The organism is Streptomyces sp. NPDC014006 (assembly GCF_043088925.1).
In the GTDB taxonomy this organism is placed as follows: domain Bacteria; phylum Actinomycetota; class Actinomycetes; order Streptomycetales; family Streptomycetaceae; genus Streptomyces.
The window spans coordinates 312,305-328,272 of the sequence record NZ_JBICAJ010000007.1; the positions used below are offsets into that span (position 1 = coordinate 312,305).

The following is a 15,968-nucleotide window of genomic DNA, read 5'->3' on the forward strand; positions in this document are numbered from 1 at the left end:
GAACCGCGCGACCAGCCCCGTACGACCCGCAGCCGCGCGCGACCGCCGAAACCGCCCCGCCGCTCAGGCGAAGACGACCGTCCGGCGGCCGTTCAGCAGAATCCGGCGCTCGGCGTGCCACTTCACGGCTCGCGCCAGCGCCTGGCACTCCACGTCACGGCCGATCGCCACCAGCTGGTCCGGCGTGACGTCGTGGCCGACGCGTTCGACTTCCTGCTCGATGATCGGGCCCTCGTCGAGGTCCGCCGTGACGTAGTGCGCGGTCGCGCCGATGAGCTTCACACCGCGGGCGTGCGCCTGGTGGTACGGCTTGGCGCCCTTGAAGCTCGGCAGGAAGGAGTGGTGGATGTTGATGATCCGCCCGGAGAGCTGCTTGCACAGGTCGTCGGAGAGCACCTGCATGTAGCGGGCGAGGACGACCAGCTCCACCTTCTGCTCGCGCACGAGCTCCAGCAGCCGGGCCTCGGCCTCCGCCTTGGTGTCCTTCGTCACCGGGATGTGGTGGAAGGGAATGTTGTAGGAGCCCACCAGCTCGGCGAACTCGGTGTGGTTGGAGACCACCGCCGCGATCTCCACCGGCAGCGCCCCGATCCGGGCGCGGAAGAGCAGGTCGTTCAGGCAGTGCCCGAACTTGCTGACCATGAGGACGATGCGCATCTTCTCGTCGGCCCGGTTGATCTGCCAGTCCATGTGGAAGGAGTCACCGATCGCCGCGAAGCTGGCGCGCAGCTTGTCCACGGTCACCGGCGCATCCGCCGAGAAGTGGACCCGCATGAAGAACAGACCCGTGTCGTGGTCGCCGAACTGCTGACTGTCCTCGATGTTGCACCCGGTCATGAACAGGTAGCTGGACACCGCGTGCACGATGCCCTTCTTGTCCGGGCAGGAGAGGGTGAGGACATACTGGTCGGCCGGGGCGGCGGCGGGCACGGGCTGCTCAGTCATGCGTCACAGGATCTCATGCCCCGCCCCGCGCGTGGTGCGGTCGTCCGCTAAGCGGACCGCGTCAAGAGGTGCAGCACCTCCAGGGTGCGCGGCGGCGCGTCGGGGTCGTCGCCGTCGCTCGTCGCCATCCGCACATGCGCGTCCCGTGCCGCGCGCACCGCCTCGGGCCACTCCGGGTGCTCCATGTACGTGGCGACCGGGGCGTCCGGTCCGACCTGGTGCATGATCCGCAGCACGCGCAGCACCGCGGTGTCGACGAGCGCCGCCTCCTGCGAGTCGCGGAAGATCGTCCCGACGTACTTCTCGGCGGACCAGTGGTCCAGCCAGGTGTCCTCGACCAGGCGGTACACGGCGTCCGTGACGTCGCCGTAGCCCGCCACTCCGGCCAGCCAGACGTCGCGCTGGAATCCCGGGTCGGAGAGCATGTGCAGCGCGGAGCGCACGTTGCTGCGCCAGCGCCACCACGGCATGTCGTTGTGTGGCATGCCGCCCATGGTGCTGGAGCGACGGCCGCGACGGGAAGACTTCTCCGAACCTTGCACGGTCATCGATCGTACGTTCCCTTTCCGGGCCGCCCTTCCGACCCCCCGTAATTCACCTTCACGTCACCGTCCGTTGACCGTGGGTCACTCCACGGTTGGTGATGTGGGGGAATCGTGCGTGTGCATGACCGGCAGGCGACGCACGCGCAGCACCGTCCTCCCCTTCACCACCGGGCCTCTGACCAGAGCCGCCACAGCGGCGGCGGCCACGGTGGCGTGCGCGTCGCTGGCCGCCGGTTGCGGGATCCTCCCCGGTGCCACGGGGGGCTCCGGGGACGATCCCGTCACCGTCATGACCTGGGCGCCGATGGAGACCACGGCGACCAACAAGCCCGGTATGCCCGCCTTCGCCGAAGCCTACGCGCGGTGGGTCAACGCCCACGGCGGCATCAACGGCCGCACGCTGAAGGTGCTGACCTGCAACGAGCACAACGACACCGTGGCCGCCGCCAAGTGCGCCCGGCGCGCGGTCAACGAGCACGCCGTCGCGGTCGTCGGCTCCTACAGCCAGTACTCGGACTCCTACTTCCCGCCGCTGGAGAGCGCCGGCATCCCCTATATCGGCGGCTACGGCGTCACCACCGCCGAGTTCACCAGCCCCCTGTCGTACCCGGTCAACGGGGGCCAGCCCGTGCTGCTCGCCGGTCTCGGCCGGGAACTCGCCGCACGCTGCGGCCACGTGGCGCTGGTGCGCCCCGACACCATCGCGGGTGACGAGCTGCCCTCGCTGCTCGGCGCCGGGCTGAAGGCGGGCGGCCACGCGGACGCCGGGGATCTGGTGGCCGACGAGGACGCCACCGAGTACGAGGCGCAGTCCGAGCAGGCGCTGAAGCAGGCCGCCCGGGGCTCCCGGAAGGACGGGTGCGTGGTGCCCGCGCTCGGTGAGCGCACCGGCACCTTCATGGACTCCTTCCGCCGGACCCGGGCGCAGTACCCCGGGGTGGGGGCGGCCACGGTGATGGGCAGCGTCGACCAGACCGCCGTCGACGCCTCGGGCGGGAGTGCGGGGCCGTACGAGGGGTCGTACATCACCGGCTGGTACCCGGTGTCGACCGATCCCCGCTGGGACGGGATGAAGCAGGTGATCAGCGAGCAGGCGTTCACCGACAACCGCATCGATCCGGCCGACGCCGGGGTGCAGACGACCTACATCGCCTACACCGCGTTCCGCAAGGTCGTGGAGTCCCTGGGCCGCGGCGAGGTGACCGCCGACACCGTACGGCACGCCCTGGACGACGGCGTGCCGGTCACCACCGGCGGGCTGACGCCGACGCTGAGCTGGCCCTTCGCGGGCAAGCTCGCCCCCATCGGCTTCCCGCGCCTGGTCAACACCGACGTCACCCTGCAGGTCGTCCGGGACGGCCGGCTGGTCGCGGCCCGCAAGGGCTTCGTCGACGTGACGGACACTCTGAAGAACGCGCACCTGAACTGAGAGCGCCCCGGGGCGGCACGGCCCGGGGCGGTTCACAGCCGGCAGGTCACAGCCGGCGGCTCACAGCTGGCCGGCCTGCCGCTGGGTCAGCCCGTACTGCTGCGCGATCGCGTTCCACAGCTGGGCGGCCTTCTGCTTCTGCACGCTGGCGGTGCCGCTCGCCCGGTTGCCCGCCTGCGTCTGCGGGGTGCCGGCGGCCTTGCCCTTACGGCACAGCTTCTTGTTGCCGGCGACCTGGTCGGCCCACGCCGCGTAGTGGGTGTCGGCGGACGCCGAGGCCTGCCAGGCGCTCTTGAGGGCGCCGGTCAGCGCGGCGTTGTTCGGCAGCTTGTCCACCGGCACCGCCGCCAGTCGGGTCACCAGACCGGTGCGCTGCTGGGCGGCGTCGCGCAGGTTCTTCGCGGCCGCGCCCAGGTTGCGGCAGCTCTTGACGTCGGCGACCGCCGCGATCACCGCGGCGCGGCTGCTGCCGCTGTCGGCCAGCAGCTTGTCCAGGGCCACCGCCTGCTCCTTCGCCGGGTCGGCGGCCGGCGCGGCGGAGGAGGCGGTGGTGCTGGGGGCCGTCGCGGAGACGTTCGCCGGGGCGTCGTCCTTGGCGTCGTCGGAGCCACCGCCGGCGCCGAGCAGCGCGCCCGCGCCGATACCGACGACCGCGATGCCGACGCCGATCGCGGCGAACAGCGGCACCCGCGAACCGGTACGGCCCCCGCCGCTCCGGCCCGATCCGCCGTCGTCGTCCCGCGCGCCGCGCCGGCCGCCGGCCGGTGGCACGTACCCGGGCCGGGGCGCGCCGGGCCGGCCGTTGCCGATCTGGGGCAGCTGCTGGGTGGCCGCCGCGGGGGCGCCGGCCGGCTCGTCGCGGAACAGCCCCGCGAACTCGGCCGGCGGCTGCCGCTCGCCGTATCCCGGCTGCGCGCCGGGCTGCGCCGCGACCGGCGGGATGTACTGGGTGGCCTGCGCGTCGGGGTCGGCGGCGGACGGCAGCGGACCGGAACCGGGCTGCGTGCCCGGGTGCTGCGGGGCGCGGCCGAGGAACTGGGTGGCCTCCGCCGGCGCCTCGGGCGGCAGCGCGCCGGGGCCGGCGGGGGGTATGTAGCGGGTCGCCGCGTCGTCACCGGACTGGGCGGGGACGGGCGGTATGTACTGCGTCGCCGCGTCGCCGGCACCCGCGGCCACCGGCGGCAGGTACTGGGTCGCGCTGTCGTCGGCGGGCGGGCGGGGGCCGCCGTAGCCCGGAGCGGGAGCCCCGGCGGGAGGCAGCGGCGCGCCCTGACCGGAGGCGGAGACCGCCCCGCCGGCCGAGGGCGGCTGCCCGGGGGTCGTCTGCTGCCCTGCGGGCATCCCGGCGCCGTAGCCGCCGGAGTGCGGCTGCGGGGTGCCGTAGGCGTCGTGCGCGGCGGGTGCCGGGGTGTACGGCGCTGGGGTGCCCTCGGCGGGCAGCGGGCCCGCGCCGCTCTGGCCGGCCGGGGGCCACTGCTGAGCGCCGGACCACCCCTGGTCCGGCGCCGGGGCGGGACCGGACTGCTGCTCGGGACCCCACGGGCCGCCCCAGGCCTGCCCGCCCGCCGGCGCCGCGCCCTGGCCGCCGTACTGCGCGTCGGGGGCGGCACCGGGCTGCGGGGCACCCTGATACGGCCCCGGCTGCTGACCCGCGCCCTGCGGCCCACCGGCGTACGGACCGCCGCCGTAAGGGTTTCCGGCGTGCGGTCCCCCGGCGGGATTCCCGGCGTAAGGGCCCTGTGCGGGGCCGCTCATGCCCGGCAGCACGGGCTCGCCGCCGTCCGAGGGCAGCACGATGCCTTCGCGCGCGGGCTGCGCCGAGGGCTCCTCGCCCTGTCCACTCTGCGTCACCGGGACTCCTACGAATGGGGGACCTTGGTCAATCGTCGGCTCACGCTACCGGGTCCCCGGATGCCCATGCCACGCAGCTGAGGGAGGCGCCTCCTTCCCTGTGATTCCTGTAACAAACCCGCGCTCCCGCACGCTGTACAAGGTCCCCACGCGCGTGCGCGCCCCGTTCACGCCGCCGTCTGCAGTTCCAGCCGGGCGCCGAACTCCCGTACCACCGACTCCTCCCGGTACGGCTCCAGCCGTTGCTGGAAGTCCTCCAGATACTCCGCGCCCCGGTTGGAGCGCAGCGACTCCAGCAGCTCGACGGCCTTCACCCCGGTCGCACAGGCCTGTTCGATCTCCCGCTGCTGCACCTGTGCCGTGGCCAGCAGGACGTATCCGATGGCCCTGCGCCGCGCTCTGCCGGCGGGGTGCCCGGCCAGCGACTGCTCCGCGTACCGCGCGGCCGCCTCCGGCTGGCCCAGATCGCGGTGGCAGTGCGCCAACTCGTCCGCGAGATAGGCCTCGTCGAAGTGCGCGATCCACGCGGGATCGTCGCCGGAGGCCGGGTCGGCGGACTCCATGGCGCTCACCGCGCGACCGCTCGCCGCGTGCGCGGCGCGCACATCACCCAGCAGGGCGTGCCCGCGCGCCTCCGCCGCGAAGAACATCGCCTCCGCGCGCGGGGTGACGCGACCGCGCGCCCCCTCCTGCGCCGCCCGCGCCAACTGCGCGATCTCCCGCGGGTTTCCGAGCTGCGCGGCCAGGTGGCTCATGGACGCGGCCAGCACGTATCCGCCGTACCCGCGATCGCCCGCCGCCTGCGTGAGGCGCAGCGCCTGGATGTAGTACCGCTGGGCGAGCCCGGGCTGGCCGGTGTCGACGGCCATGTACCCGGCGAGTTCCGTCAAGCGGGCCACGGCGGCGAAGAGTTCACGGCCGACCGCCTCCCGGTACGACCCCGCCAGCAGCCCGGAGACGACGCTGTTGAGGTAGTGCACGACCACCGGCCGCACATGCCCGCTGCCGTACTGGTGGTCCAGCTCCACCAGCGCCTGTGTCATCGCGCGCACCGCGTCCACGTCGGACAGTCCCACGCGCGGGCCCGCCTGCCGTGCCACCTGCGCGTCGGGCGCCGAGATCAGCCAGTCGCGGCTCGGCTCGACCAGCGCCGAGGCGGCGACGGACGACCCCGACAGGAAGTCGCGCCGCCCCACGTCGCTGCGCCACAGCTCGCAGACCTGCTCGATGGCTCCCAGTACCGTCGGCGAGAACTGGAGGCCGACCCCCGACGCGAGGTTCTTGCCGTTGGCCATGCCGATCTCGTCGATCGTGACCGTACGGCCCAGTTTGCGGCCCAGCGCCTCCGCGATGATCGCCGGCGCCCGCCCCCGCGGCTGCTGCCCGCGCAGCCAGCGCGCCACCGACGTTTTGTCGTACCGCAGATCGAGTCCGTGCTCGGCGCCGCACATGTTGACCCGGCGGGCGAGCCCGGCGTTCGAGCAACCCGCTTCCTGGATGAGCGCCTGCAGCCGTTCGTTCGGCTGCCGCGCGACGAGAGGCCTTGCGGCCATTGGCACTACCCCCTGTGGCTGCGGTGCCTGCCCGTGCACCGAGTTGTCGTGTCTTCCAAGGCCTTCTCCACTCGTCGAGCGAGCCGCCGGGCGGCGTGAAGATCGGGCCGTGAAGATCAATGCCCAGCGGACATACCGAAAATGCGAGGCATGGGCGGATTGCCGGGGTAACGGCGGATGCCGCCCCCACGTGGTTACCCGCTCACCACCTCGAACCCTCCGCGCGCCCCCGCCTGTGCATCCGTGCGCCCCGGACGCCGAATCGATGCTCCTCCCCCGCGCGCGACACATCCCGTAACCGGAGGTAGGTGCGGGAGTTGAGTTCCACGTGGAAGAGACGACCCCGGGCACCGAAACCGCGCAGATCCCGAAGCAGCGCGGGGAATCCCTGCTGGAAGCAGCAGTTCGCTATGCCGAGGAGCGCCACTGGGACGTGTTCCCCGGCACCTGGCTGGAGGCCGCCGACGGGGTGCAGGTCTGCTCCTGCGGCGACCCGGCGTGCGCCGCACCCGGCGCGCACCCGGCGCGCGAGGACTGGGCGACGCAGGCTACGGGCAGCCCGACGGTCGCGCGCCGGATGTGGCAGAAGCAGCCGGCGGCGTCCATTCTGCTGCCGACGGGACGGACGTTCGACGCGCTGTCCGTGCCGGAGACGGCCGGGTTCCTGGCGCTGGCCCGGATGGAGCGGATGGAGCTGACGCTCGGACCGGTGACGCTGACCCCGGACCGGCGGATGCACTTCTTCGTGCTGCCGGGCGCGGTGGCGAAGCTGCCGGACCTGGTGCGCAAGCTGGGCTGGTCGGTGTCTTCGCTGGACCTGGTCGCGCTCGGCGAGGGGACGTATGTGGCCGCGCCCCCGACACGGTTCGGGACGCGGGGGGCCGTGCAGTGGGCTCGCCGCCCGACTCCGGCTAATCGGTGGTTGTCGGATGTGGAGGAGCTGGTGTCGCCGCTGGCATACGCCTGCGGGCGGGATCGGTAGGTGCGCGCCCACTGAGCTGCCGGGTCCCGCTGTCTCGCGGGTGCGGATGCGTGGAGGCCTGTCGCGGCCACGCGGCGCAGCCGCATATCAGGCACAGTCCCGCGCCCCTTGTCGGCATTCCTCCGCCGTAGGCTTCCGTGCGACGGAGGGAGACGCGGTGAGTGCTAGTGCCGTACGGGTGCAAGGGCTGTGGAAACGGTTCGGTCAGCAGGTCGCTGTGGGTGGGATCGATCTGGAGCTGCCCGCGGGGCGGTTCATCGGGCTCGTCGGGCCGAACGGGGCGGGGAAGACCACCACACTGTCCATGGTCACCGGGCTGCTGCGGCCGGACCAGGGCACCGTCGAGGTCGTCGGGCACGACGTGTGGCGCGACCCCGTGCAGGTGAAGGCGCGGATCGGGGTGCTGCCGGAGGGGCTCAGGCTCTTCGAGCGGCTGTCGGGGCAGGAGTTGCTGGCGTACACGGGCAGGCTGCGCGGGCTGCCCGGCGCCGAGGTCGACAAGCGGGCCGGTCAGCTGCTCGACGTACTGGACCTGGCGGGCAGCCGGCACAAACTGGTCGTCGACTACTCGACCGGCATGCGCAAGAAGATCGGGCTCGCCGCGGCGCTGCTGCACAACCCCGAAGTGCTGTTCCTGGACGAGCCGTTCGAGGGTGTCGACCCGGTGTCCGCGCAGACCATCCGGGGCGTCCTGGAGCGCTACACCGCCTCCGGCGCGACCGTCGTCTTCTCCTCCCACGTCATGGAACTGGTGGAGTCGCTGTGCGACTGGGTGGCCGTGATGGCGGCCGGCCGGATCCGGGCGCAGGGCCCGCTCGCCGAGGTGCGCGGCGCGGCGCCCACCCTGCAGAAGGCGTTCCTCGAGCTGGTCGGCGCGAGCGGCCGGGACACCGGGATGGACCTCGACTGGCTGGGCGGCGGCGGACGATGACGAACGTGACCGCCACCGTCGTACGGCTGAAGCTGTCGCTGCTGCGCAACGGGCTGCGCCAGTCCGGGGGGCGGCGGGCCGCGTACATCGTCTCCGCCGTCGTCACCCTGCTGTTCGCCGCGCTGCAGCTGCTCGGGCTGATCATGTTGCGCGGGCACGCGCACGCCGTCTCGCTGGTGGTGCTGCTGGTCGCGGTGCTGGCGCTGGGCTGGGCGGTGATGCCGCTGTTCTTTCCCAGCGGGGACGAGACACTGGACCCGACCCGGCTGGTGATGCTGCCGCTGCGCCCGCGGCCGCTGGTGCGGGCGCTGCTCGCGGCGTCACTGGTGGGCATCGGGCCGCTGTTCACGTTGCTGCTGCTCGTCGGGTCGGTGATCGCGGTGGCGCACGGGGCGGCCGCGTACGCCGTCGCCGTCGTCGCCGTACCGCTCGCGCTGCTGGTGTGCGTGGCGCTGGCGCGGGCGGTCGCGGCCGCCAATGTCCGGTTGCTGAGCAGCCGCAAGGGCCGCGATCTGGCGGTGCTGAGCGGTCTGGTGATCGCCGTCGGCGCGCAGGTGGTCAACTTCGGCGCGCAGCGGCTGGGCGCGGCCGGGCTGGGACAGCTGGACCCGGCGGCGGCCGTGGTGCGCTGGCTGCCGGGGGCGTCGGCGCTCGGCGCGGTGGACTCCGTCAGCAGGGGCGCGTACGGCGTCGCGGCCGGACAGCTGCTGGTGAGCCTGGGTGGGCTGGCGGGGCTGATCGCCGTCTGGGCGCGCACCCTGACCAAGGTGATGACCGCGCCCGACGCGTCCACCCTGCAGGCCGCAGAGCCCGCCGGGCGGGAGCGGGGCGCGTCGCGGGGGCTTGCGCGGCTGCTGCCTGCCGGGCGCACCGGGACGGTCATGGAGCGCAGCCTGCGTTACATCTGGCGCGACCCCAAGACCAAGGCAGCCTGGGTGACCTCGCTGGCGATCGGGCTGATCGTGCCGGTGTTCAACGCGGTGCAGGGCACCGGCTCGATCTACTTCGCGTGTTTCGCGGCGGGCATGCTCGGCATCCAGATGTACAACCAGTTCGGGCAGGACACCTCCGCCTTCTGGATGGTCGCCATGGCCATCTCCTCCCCGCGCGACGCCTACGTCGAGCTGCGCGGGCGGGCCCTGGCGCTGCTGGTGGTGACCCTGCCGTACGCGACGCTGGTGACCGTCGTGACGACGGCGCTGCTCGGCGACTGGGGCCGGCTGCCCGAGGTGCTGGGGCTGTCGCTGGCGCTGCTCGGCGCGATGCTGGCCACGGGCGCGTGGACCTCGGCCCGTTTCCCCTACTCCATCCCGCAGGAGGGCCACAAGAACGTGGTCGCGGGGCAGGCCGGCCTGGCCTGGATCGCGATCTTCGGCGGCATGGTCGCGGCGGCCCTGCTGTGCGCGCCCGTCATCGCGGTGACGATCTGGCTGAACGTCACCGGTGAGGCCGGCGACGACGGCTGGCTGCTGCTGCCGGTGGGCGCGGTGTACGGCACGCTGATCACCTGGCTGGGACTGCGGCTGGCGGCCCCGCGGACGGCGGCGCGACTGCCGGAGATCCTGTGGGCGGTGAGCAAGGGGTGAGTCAGGGGCCGGGGTGAAGTGCTGCGAACCGAAGGGTGCTTCGCGATCGCCGGGCCGTGCGCCTGGCCTTTCCCGGCAGGCGCACCGACACGCGCCGAGGTGAGGTCAGGCGGGCTGCGGGGCGGGCGTTGCCGAAGCAGCCGCGGCCTTGCTGGTCTCGCGCATGATCAGCAGCCCGTTGACCACCATCAGCGTCGCGGTCAGGGCGTGGACGCCGAGCGCGGTGGCCACGGAGCCGTGGTGGGCCAGCACGTTGGCCATGTCGCCGTACGCGGCGAGGGCCTCCACCAGCAGCACCCAGCCCAGCGCCCGGCGGTGCCCCGTCACCAGCAGGATGCCCAGGACCAGGGCCAGGACGACGTCGCGGATTCCCTTGATGATCAGGAAACCGCCGCCGTCGCCGGACGGCCGGCTCGGCAGGCCGTAGCCCGGCGCCGTCGTCTCCGGGCTCAGGATGTACTCCGTCCCGAACCAGAGGATGAAGAGGACGAACGCGGCGGCCAGGACAGTGTTGATCTTCTTCAGCACCATTGTTCTTCTCCTTGCGAGTCTTCGCCGGCTGGGTGGGCTTCGTGGAGTGTCGGCGTGCGGGCTCAGACGAGGGCGGCGACGAGCAGGGTGAAGGCGGCGACGATGACGGCGACGCGGACGTAGTGATAGCGGACCCAGCGGTTCACCTGCTCTTTCCAGTCGGCGGGCCGGTTGTCGGGGGTCCACGTCTTGTTCCGGTTGTTGATCGGGACGAGCAGCAGGAGCGACATGATCACGCTGAGGATCAGCAGCGCGCCGGCGGTGACGACGAGGCCGGTGCCCTGGTGGTGCCGTCCTGCGACGGCCCAGACCGCGACGAGGATGAGCGAGCCGATGTACCAGAACGGCATCACGGCGCCGAGCATCCGGCCCCCGTGGGCATGGCCGAGTTGGCCACTGTCCTCGGGGAGTGCGTTGAGGATCGGGTTCATGACGAAGGCGACGGAGAACTCCACCCCCACCATCACGCCGACGACCACGGTGGTGATGACTTCCAGTGCGCTGAGCATGGTGCCCCTCCCGGAATCTAGCGTTGCTAGCTGATGTGAGCAACGCTAGCGCTACTGCTGCTTGGTTGTCTAGCGGTGCTAGGATTCGAGTCATGTCGGTACAGGAACGCAAGCAGCGCGAACGGGCGGAGCGCGAGCGCCTCATCGTGGCGACAGCCCGCGAACTCGCCGAGCAGCAGGGCTGGGACGCGGTCACCACCCGCCAGCTCGCCGAGCGCATCGAGTACAGCCAGCCCGTCCTCTACAGCCACTTCCGCGGCAAGCGGGAGATCATCGGCGCCGTCGCCCTGGAGGGCGCTGCCGAGCTGGCCGCGGCGGTGCGTGCCGCGACCTCCGCTGCGGACGGCCCACGCGAGCGGGTCACCGCGCTCGCCCGCGCCTACCTCGACTTCGCCGCGCACAACCCGGCGGTCTACGACGCCCTGTTCCAGCTCGACGGCGGCCTGGCGTACGCACAGGAGGACACCCCGGAGCCGCTGAAGGACGCCTTCGCCGCGCTGCTGGAGAGCCTGGACGAGGTCGCCGGGGACGGCGTCCACCCGGGGCTGTTCACGGAGGTGTTCTGGGCGGCCCTGCACGGCCTTGCGACCCTGACCCGGGCGAGACGGCTGCTACCGGAGGACGCCGCGCAGAGGGTGGAGCTGCTGGTGGACCGGCTCGCCGTGGTCTGACACACCGTCCTGGCGGGCACGCGACCGGGGTCCCTCGCCGGGACCGCCGAGCCGTTCCACAACGCGGTCGCCGGTGCGATGTCCCGCGGGGCTGACGTTCACCCGGTCAGGACGGCGTCGAGGAACGGCTCGATGGCCGACCGCCAGGCCTCCGGCTGGTCGTAGTGGACGAGGTGGCCGGCGTCGGCCACCTCGGCGTACTCGCCGCGCGGCAGGACCCGCACCATCTCCTGCGCCTCGGCCCGCCCCAGCTCGCCGTCCAGCCCCCGTACCACGAGCGTGGGGCACCGCACCTGCGTGAGCTCCTCCCAGTGCGCGTCGTACACCCAGGTCTCACGGGACTTGAGCATCTGCTCCGGATCGAAGACAGGACGCCAGCCGTCGGGGGTCTCCTGCATGACCTCGGCGTAGAAGGCGCCGCGCGCCGGGTTGGGGCGCTCGACCCAGGGGTCGTCCTCGCCGAACCACTTGCGGACGTCGGCGAGCGTGGCGAAGGGGAGCGGCCAGGCGCGGAACCAGTCGGCCCACTCGCGCTGCGAGGCCGCGCCCAGCGCGGAGGCCCGCATGTCACAGATGACGAGGCCGCTCACCAGGTCGGGGCGCTTGGCGGCGAGCTGCCAGCCGGTCAGCGCGCCCATGGCGTGGCCGATGACGACGGCGGGACCGAGGCCCAGTTGTTCCAGGGCCGCCTCGGCGTCCTCGACGTAGGCCTCGCGGGTGAAGGCGGCCCGCGGCGGCTTCTCGCTCCGGCCGTGGCCGCGCTGGTCGAGGGCGACGGCGCGGTGCCGCCCGGAGAGCCAACGGGCGGTGGACGCCCAGTGCGCCGCGCGGCCCATCAGGCCATGCAGTAACAGCACGCCGGGTCCGGCCTCCGGCCCGCTCGGCTCCTCCTTGGGCGGGTCGCCCTTGGGAGGATCGCCGAACTCCCAGGCCGCGAGGCGTACGCCGCCCGCGCCGGTCACGTCGATACGCCGCACCATTGGTTCTGGCACCCCCCACGCTCCGCGCTGTCGCTGCCACTGTCGCCGGCCGTGTCGCTGAGCCCCCGTCAGCCCCGGCCGGTCTCCTTCATTCGCAGACTATCGAATGAGTATTCGAAAATAGCCTTCTCCGCGGGCAACACCCCTCCTTCGAGTGACCCCCCTCAAGGAATGATCGGCGCTGGCGAGGGGAGATCTTCAACGGGAGGCGGACCGCTCGGGGAAAACGGTCCGAGGGGAATGACCCTGGGAGCTCGGGGCTCCGGGTCAGAACAGGGGAGGACAGGCCCCGGCGCCTATGGGCGCCGGGGCCCTCCACATGTCTGCGGCGCATCTTCCCGCCCCCTCGGCTGCGGACCTCCCCGCGACAGCCTCGCACGCGACGGCGGCGCCGCGCTGCGATTGGCGAATCTCAGCACAGCACTCCGCGTTCGGTGCGCTGCACTCGGTGCTCGGCGCCCGGCACTCGTGCTCAGCGCCGGCACCCGTACTCAGCCGCCCGGCGCTCCGCACTCGGTGCTCAGGGGGCCGTGAAGCTCAGCGCTTGGCGACGAAGACGTGCGAGGCCACGTCGGCCGCCAGCTCGGCCGCCTCGCCGCCGCTGCCCACCAGCACCCCGCCCGCCGACTCCGTCACGCTCACCACCGAACCGGGCTGCACACCCGCCCGGCGCAGGGTGTACATCAGCTGCGCGTCCGTCTGGATCGGCTCGCCGATACGGCGCACGACGACCGTCTTGCCCTCCGTCCCCGGATCCAGGTCGGCCAGCGACACCATGCCCTCGTCCAGGAACGGGAGGGCGCCGTCCTTCTCGCCCAGCTCCTCGAGGCCCGGGATCGGGTTGCCGTACGGCGACTCGGTCGGGTGCCGCAGCAGCTCCAGCACCCGGCGCTCCACGGCCTCGCTCATCACGTGCTCCCAGCGGCATGCCTCGGCGTGGACCTGCTCCCACTCCAAGCCGATCACGTCGACGAGCAGACACTCGGCGAGGCGGTGCTTGCGCATCACGCGCGTGGCCAGCCGGCGGCCCTCGTCGGTGAGCTCCAGATGCCGGTCACTAGCCACGGACACCAGGCCGTCCCGCTCCATCCGGGCCACCGTCTGGCTGACCGTCGGCCCGCTCTGGTCGAGCCGCTCGGCGATCCGGGCGCGCATGGGGACCACACCTTCCTCCTCCAGCTCGAGGATGGTGCGGAGATACATCTCCGTGGTGTCGATCAGTCCGGACATACGTGCCCCTCGATGAGATCTGCCGAAGGCTCGACGGCACTTTCGGCGCGTGCGCTGGCCCTGCTGTCAATTCTGCCGGATACCACTGACAACCGTGCCGCGCCGCCTGGAGAGCCGGTATCCGATGGACGTGTCCATGCCCGTCCTCTAGCGTGCCGCCATGACCAGCGGCACAGGGCGCACAACACCGATCGAGTCGGCACCGCGGATCGAGCCGGTGATCGGTGAGGACATGCTGGCGGAGTGGCGCCATGTGCACAACCTGATCGTGCCGCCCGCCGTGATGACCCCCGACGAGGCCCGCGACCGGCTGACACGCTACCGGCTCACGAACGCCTACCTCGGCGACGTGCTCGTCGGCTGCTCGACCGTACGGCCGCCGCGGGACGGCGTGGCGACCGTCATCGCGCGCGTCCTGCCCCCCTACCGCGGGCAGGGCATCGGCAGCGCACTGTACGAGGACGGGCTCACCCACGCGCGCCTGCACGGCGCCCGGATCGTGGAGACGTGCGTGCTCGCCGCCAACGCCGAAGGGCTGCGGTTCGCCGAGGCCCGCGGTTTCGTCGAGACCGACCGTTACGTCCTGGACGGCGAGAGCGACCAGTGGATCGACCTGCGGCTCACCACGCGCGCGTAGGCTCCGGCCGACGGCCGCGGGACCCCGCTCCACATCCGTTCGCCGTCGGTTTTCCGCCGTACAACGATTCTTTCAATCTTGTGGGAACCCGGTGTGTGCTGCGTCACGTTCAAGTTGAATGATTGCACGTGAGCGAACCGTCGCTCAGTACGTGCGGACGCAGCCTGCAGCAGGGGGTCCAGGTGAGTGCTTCCCGGCGTAGTGGGGCCACCGACGAGCTGGGGCCCGACGAGCCCGAGCCGCCCGAGCGTGACGGCGCGGATCTGCTCGCCGCGCTGCTCGACGGCATGGACGCCGCCCTGTGCGCCTTCGACGCGCACGGCGTCGTCACACACTGGAACCGCGAGGCCGAGCGCATCCTCGGCTGGAGCGCGGCCGAGGCCGTCGGCCGGCAGGGATTCGCCGGCTGGGCGGTGCGCAGCGCCGACGCGGAAGAGGTCGAGACGCGTCTGCTGTCGGCGATGCACGCGCCGGGACGGCAGGTGCACGAGTTCGCCCTGCTCACCAAGGACGGCGGACGCGTCCTCGTCCGCACCCAGTCCGCGGCCGTACGCGGCCCCGACGGCAAACCCGCCGGCGTGTACTGCGCCTTCAGCGAGGTGCACGCACAGATCGACCTGGAGCGGTCCATCGCCCTCAGCGAGGCCCTCTTCGAGGACGCCTCCTGGGGCGTCGTCCTCGTCGACGCCGATCTACGGCCCGCCGTCGTCAACGCGCACGCCGCGCGGGCCCTCGGCACCGGCCGCACCTCCGTGCTCGGCCGGCCCCTCGGCGACCTGCTCTCCCAGGGCGTGGAAGAACTGGAGAGCGCGCTGACACACGTCCTGGCCGAGGGCGCCCCACCCGCCCCCGCCGAGATCTGGGTCAGCGTGCGCACCCCCGACGGCGCCCGGCGGCGCTGCTGGCGCAGCGGCTTCGTCCGGCTCGCCAGCCCACTGGCGGAAGAACCGGTACCGCTCGGCGTCGGCTGGCTCTTCCAGGACGTCACCGAGGCCAAACAGACCGAACAAGAGGCGTCACTGCTGCGCTTCCGCACCAACCAGCTGCACCGCGCCGCCCGCGCCGCCGCCGAGTGCGAGGACCCCGCCGAAGCCGCCACCGTCCACCTCGACTTCGCCCTCGCCGGGTTCGCCGACCACGCCCTCATCGACCGCCTCGCCCCCGGCGCCGTCGCCGACGCCGACGCCGAGACCGCCACGCCGGTCCGGCTCATCCGCTTCGCCGCCACCCCCTCCGGCGCGCCCGGCCCCAGCCGGCTCGACACACTGGCCGGCCTGCCCGTGCGCTACGGCGAGGGCCACCCGGCCCTGCAGAGTGTGGAGCGCGCCGGCTCCGTACGGGCCGCCGCCGGGGCCGCGGCAGCCGAGAAGGCGGCCGCATGGGCGCAGGAACGGCAGTGGCCGGCGGACACCGTGCACGCCCTGTGCACGGTCCTGCGCAGCCGGGGCCGCACGCTCGGCGTGGTGACCTTCCTGCGCGGCGGCGGCCGCAGCGCCTTCGAACGCTTCGACATCGCCTACGCCGAAGACGTGGCCGCGCACATCGCGATGGCCCTCGACCTCGCGGAGGTCACGAAGGAGAGCTGAGG

15 protein-coding genes are annotated in these 15,968 nt (G+C 72.7%); 7 read left to right on the forward strand and 8 right to left on the reverse strand.

The features are described from left to right. Positions 1 to 63 precede the first annotated feature (63 nt). Together purU and ACF1GV_RS24805 are read right to left on the reverse strand one after the other, a co-directional pair. On the reverse strand, positions 64 to 945 hold the full coding sequence (gene purU, locus ACF1GV_RS24800; protein WP_391684697.1) for a formyltetrahydrofolate deformylase: 882 nt from the start codon (positions 943 to 945) through the stop codon (positions 64 to 66). A 47-nt stretch (positions 946 to 992) separates the two neighbouring features. Continuing rightward, positions 993 to 1,493: a hypothetical protein gene (locus ACF1GV_RS24805; protein WP_391684699.1), complete on the reverse strand. Its 501-nt coding sequence runs from the start codon at positions 1,491 to 1,493 to the stop codon at positions 993 to 995. A gap of 118 nt (positions 1,494 to 1,611) precedes the next feature. On the opposite strand from ACF1GV_RS24805, the gene ACF1GV_RS24810 reads away from it, so the two are divergent. Next, positions 1,612 to 2,919, forward strand: a complete 1,308-nt coding sequence (locus tag ACF1GV_RS24810) for an ABC transporter substrate-binding protein (protein ID WP_391684701.1) — start codon at positions 1,612 to 1,614, stop codon at positions 2,917 to 2,919. 60 nt (positions 2,920 to 2,979) lie between these two features. Here the strand turns inward: ACF1GV_RS24810 and ACF1GV_RS24815 are convergent, their stop codons facing one another. Both ACF1GV_RS24815 and ACF1GV_RS24820 read right to left on the reverse strand, forming a co-directional pair. Beyond that, on the reverse strand, positions 2,980 to 4,770 hold the full coding sequence (locus ACF1GV_RS24815; RefSeq protein ID WP_391684704.1) for a hypothetical protein: 1,791 nt from the start codon (positions 4,768 to 4,770) through the stop codon (positions 2,980 to 2,982). A gap of 167 nt (positions 4,771 to 4,937) precedes the next feature. After that, positions 4,938 to 6,323 carry a transcriptional regulator gene (locus ACF1GV_RS24820; protein ID WP_391684706.1) on the reverse strand — a complete coding sequence of 462 codons (1,386 nt, stop codon included), beginning with the start codon at positions 6,321 to 6,323 and terminating at the stop codon, positions 4,938 to 4,940. A gap of 328 nt (positions 6,324 to 6,651) precedes the next feature. On the opposite strand from ACF1GV_RS24820, the gene ACF1GV_RS24825 reads away from it, so the two are divergent. From ACF1GV_RS24825 to ACF1GV_RS24835, 3 genes are all read left to right on the forward strand, one after another. Continuing rightward, positions 6,652 to 7,305 carry a bifunctional DNA primase/polymerase gene (locus tag ACF1GV_RS24825; RefSeq protein WP_391684709.1) on the forward strand — a complete coding sequence of 218 codons (654 nt, stop codon included), beginning with the start codon at positions 6,652 to 6,654 and terminating at the stop codon, positions 7,303 to 7,305. A gap of 157 nt (positions 7,306 to 7,462) precedes the next feature. After that, entirely contained in the window at positions 7,463 to 8,236 is a 774-nt protein-coding gene (locus ACF1GV_RS24830) for an ABC transporter ATP-binding protein (protein ID WP_391684712.1), read from the forward strand. Beyond that, complete coding sequence (locus ACF1GV_RS24835; protein ID WP_391684715.1) at positions 8,233 to 9,822, forward strand: transporter; 1,590 nt, start codon at positions 8,233 to 8,235, stop codon at positions 9,820 to 9,822. Before ACF1GV_RS24830 ends, ACF1GV_RS24835 begins: the two co-directional genes overlap by 4 nt. Before the next feature lie 105 nt (positions 9,823 to 9,927). Here ACF1GV_RS24835 and ACF1GV_RS24840 read toward each other — a convergent pair whose 3' ends face one another. Further along, positions 9,928 to 10,353, reverse strand: coding sequence for a DUF4267 domain-containing protein (locus ACF1GV_RS24840; protein WP_391684717.1), 426 nt, complete (start codon positions 10,351 to 10,353; stop codon positions 9,928 to 9,930). 62 nt (positions 10,354 to 10,415) lie between these two features. After that, positions 10,416 to 10,862 (reverse strand): anthrone oxygenase family protein, encoded by a 447-nt coding sequence (locus tag ACF1GV_RS24845; RefSeq protein ID WP_391684720.1) that lies wholly within the window; start codon positions 10,860 to 10,862, stop codon positions 10,416 to 10,418. Between the two features lie 92 nt (positions 10,863 to 10,954). Here ACF1GV_RS24845 and ACF1GV_RS24850 point away from each other — a divergent pair, with 92 nt between their 5' ends. Beyond that, on the forward strand, positions 10,955 to 11,533 hold the full coding sequence (locus ACF1GV_RS24850) for a TetR/AcrR family transcriptional regulator (RefSeq protein WP_391684724.1): 579 nt from the start codon (positions 10,955 to 10,957) through the stop codon (positions 11,531 to 11,533). A gap of 98 nt (positions 11,534 to 11,631) precedes the next feature. Here the strand turns inward: ACF1GV_RS24850 and ACF1GV_RS24855 are convergent, their stop codons facing one another. After that, positions 11,632 to 12,513, reverse strand: a complete 882-nt coding sequence (locus tag ACF1GV_RS24855) for an alpha/beta fold hydrolase (RefSeq protein WP_391685096.1) — start codon at positions 12,511 to 12,513, stop codon at positions 11,632 to 11,634. A 537-nt stretch (positions 12,514 to 13,050) separates the two neighbouring features. Continuing rightward, positions 13,051 to 13,743 (reverse strand): metal-dependent transcriptional regulator, encoded by a 693-nt coding sequence (locus tag ACF1GV_RS24860; RefSeq protein WP_363263509.1) that lies wholly within the window; start codon positions 13,741 to 13,743, stop codon positions 13,051 to 13,053. Between the two features lie 160 nt (positions 13,744 to 13,903). On the opposite strand from ACF1GV_RS24860, the gene ACF1GV_RS24865 reads away from it, so the two are divergent. Next, positions 13,904 to 14,380: a GNAT family N-acetyltransferase gene (locus ACF1GV_RS24865; protein ID WP_391684726.1), complete on the forward strand. Its 477-nt coding sequence runs from the start codon at positions 13,904 to 13,906 to the stop codon at positions 14,378 to 14,380. Between the two features lie 182 nt (positions 14,381 to 14,562). Next, a complete protein-coding gene (locus ACF1GV_RS24870; protein ID WP_391684729.1) occupies positions 14,563 to 15,966 on the forward strand; it encodes a PAS domain-containing protein in 1,404 nt (467 codons plus the stop codon). The last annotated feature ends 2 nt before the right edge of the window (positions 15,967 to 15,968 follow it).

What these genes read in the sequence shown, in the direction of transcription:
- purU (WP_391684697.1), bottom strand. Translation starts at nt 945, where the DNA reads ATGACTGAGCAGCCCGTGCCCGCCGCCGCCCCGGCCGACCAGTATGTC.
- ACF1GV_RS24805 (WP_391684699.1), bottom strand. Translation starts at nt 1,493, where the DNA reads ATGACCGTGCAAGGTTCGGAGAAGTCTTCCCGTCGCGGCCGTCGCTCC.
- ACF1GV_RS24810 (WP_391684701.1), top strand. Translation starts at nt 1,612, where the DNA reads ATGACCGGCAGGCGACGCACGCGCAGCACCGTCCTCCCCTTCACCACC.
- ACF1GV_RS24820 (WP_391684706.1), bottom strand. Translation starts at nt 6,323, where the DNA reads ATGGCCGCAAGGCCTCTCGTCGCGCGGCAGCCGAACGAACGGCTGCAG.
- ACF1GV_RS24835 (WP_391684715.1), top strand. Translation starts at nt 8,233, where the DNA reads ATGACGAACGTGACCGCCACCGTCGTACGGCTGAAGCTGTCGCTGCTG.
- ACF1GV_RS24840 (WP_391684717.1), bottom strand. Translation starts at nt 10,353, where the DNA reads ATGGTGCTGAAGAAGATCAACACTGTCCTGGCCGCCGCGTTCGTCCTC.
- ACF1GV_RS24845 (WP_391684720.1), bottom strand. Translation starts at nt 10,862, where the DNA reads ATGCTCAGCGCACTGGAAGTCATCACCACCGTGGTCGTCGGCGTGATG.
- ACF1GV_RS24850 (WP_391684724.1), top strand. Translation starts at nt 10,955, where the DNA reads ATGTCGGTACAGGAACGCAAGCAGCGCGAACGGGCGGAGCGCGAGCGC.
- ACF1GV_RS24855 (WP_391685096.1), bottom strand. Translation starts at nt 12,513, where the DNA reads ATGGTGCGGCGTATCGACGTGACCGGCGCGGGCGGCGTACGCCTCGCG.
- ACF1GV_RS24860 (WP_363263509.1), bottom strand. Translation starts at nt 13,743, where the DNA reads ATGTCCGGACTGATCGACACCACGGAGATGTATCTCCGCACCATCCTC.
- ACF1GV_RS24865 (WP_391684726.1), top strand. Translation starts at nt 13,904, where the DNA reads ATGACCAGCGGCACAGGGCGCACAACACCGATCGAGTCGGCACCGCGG.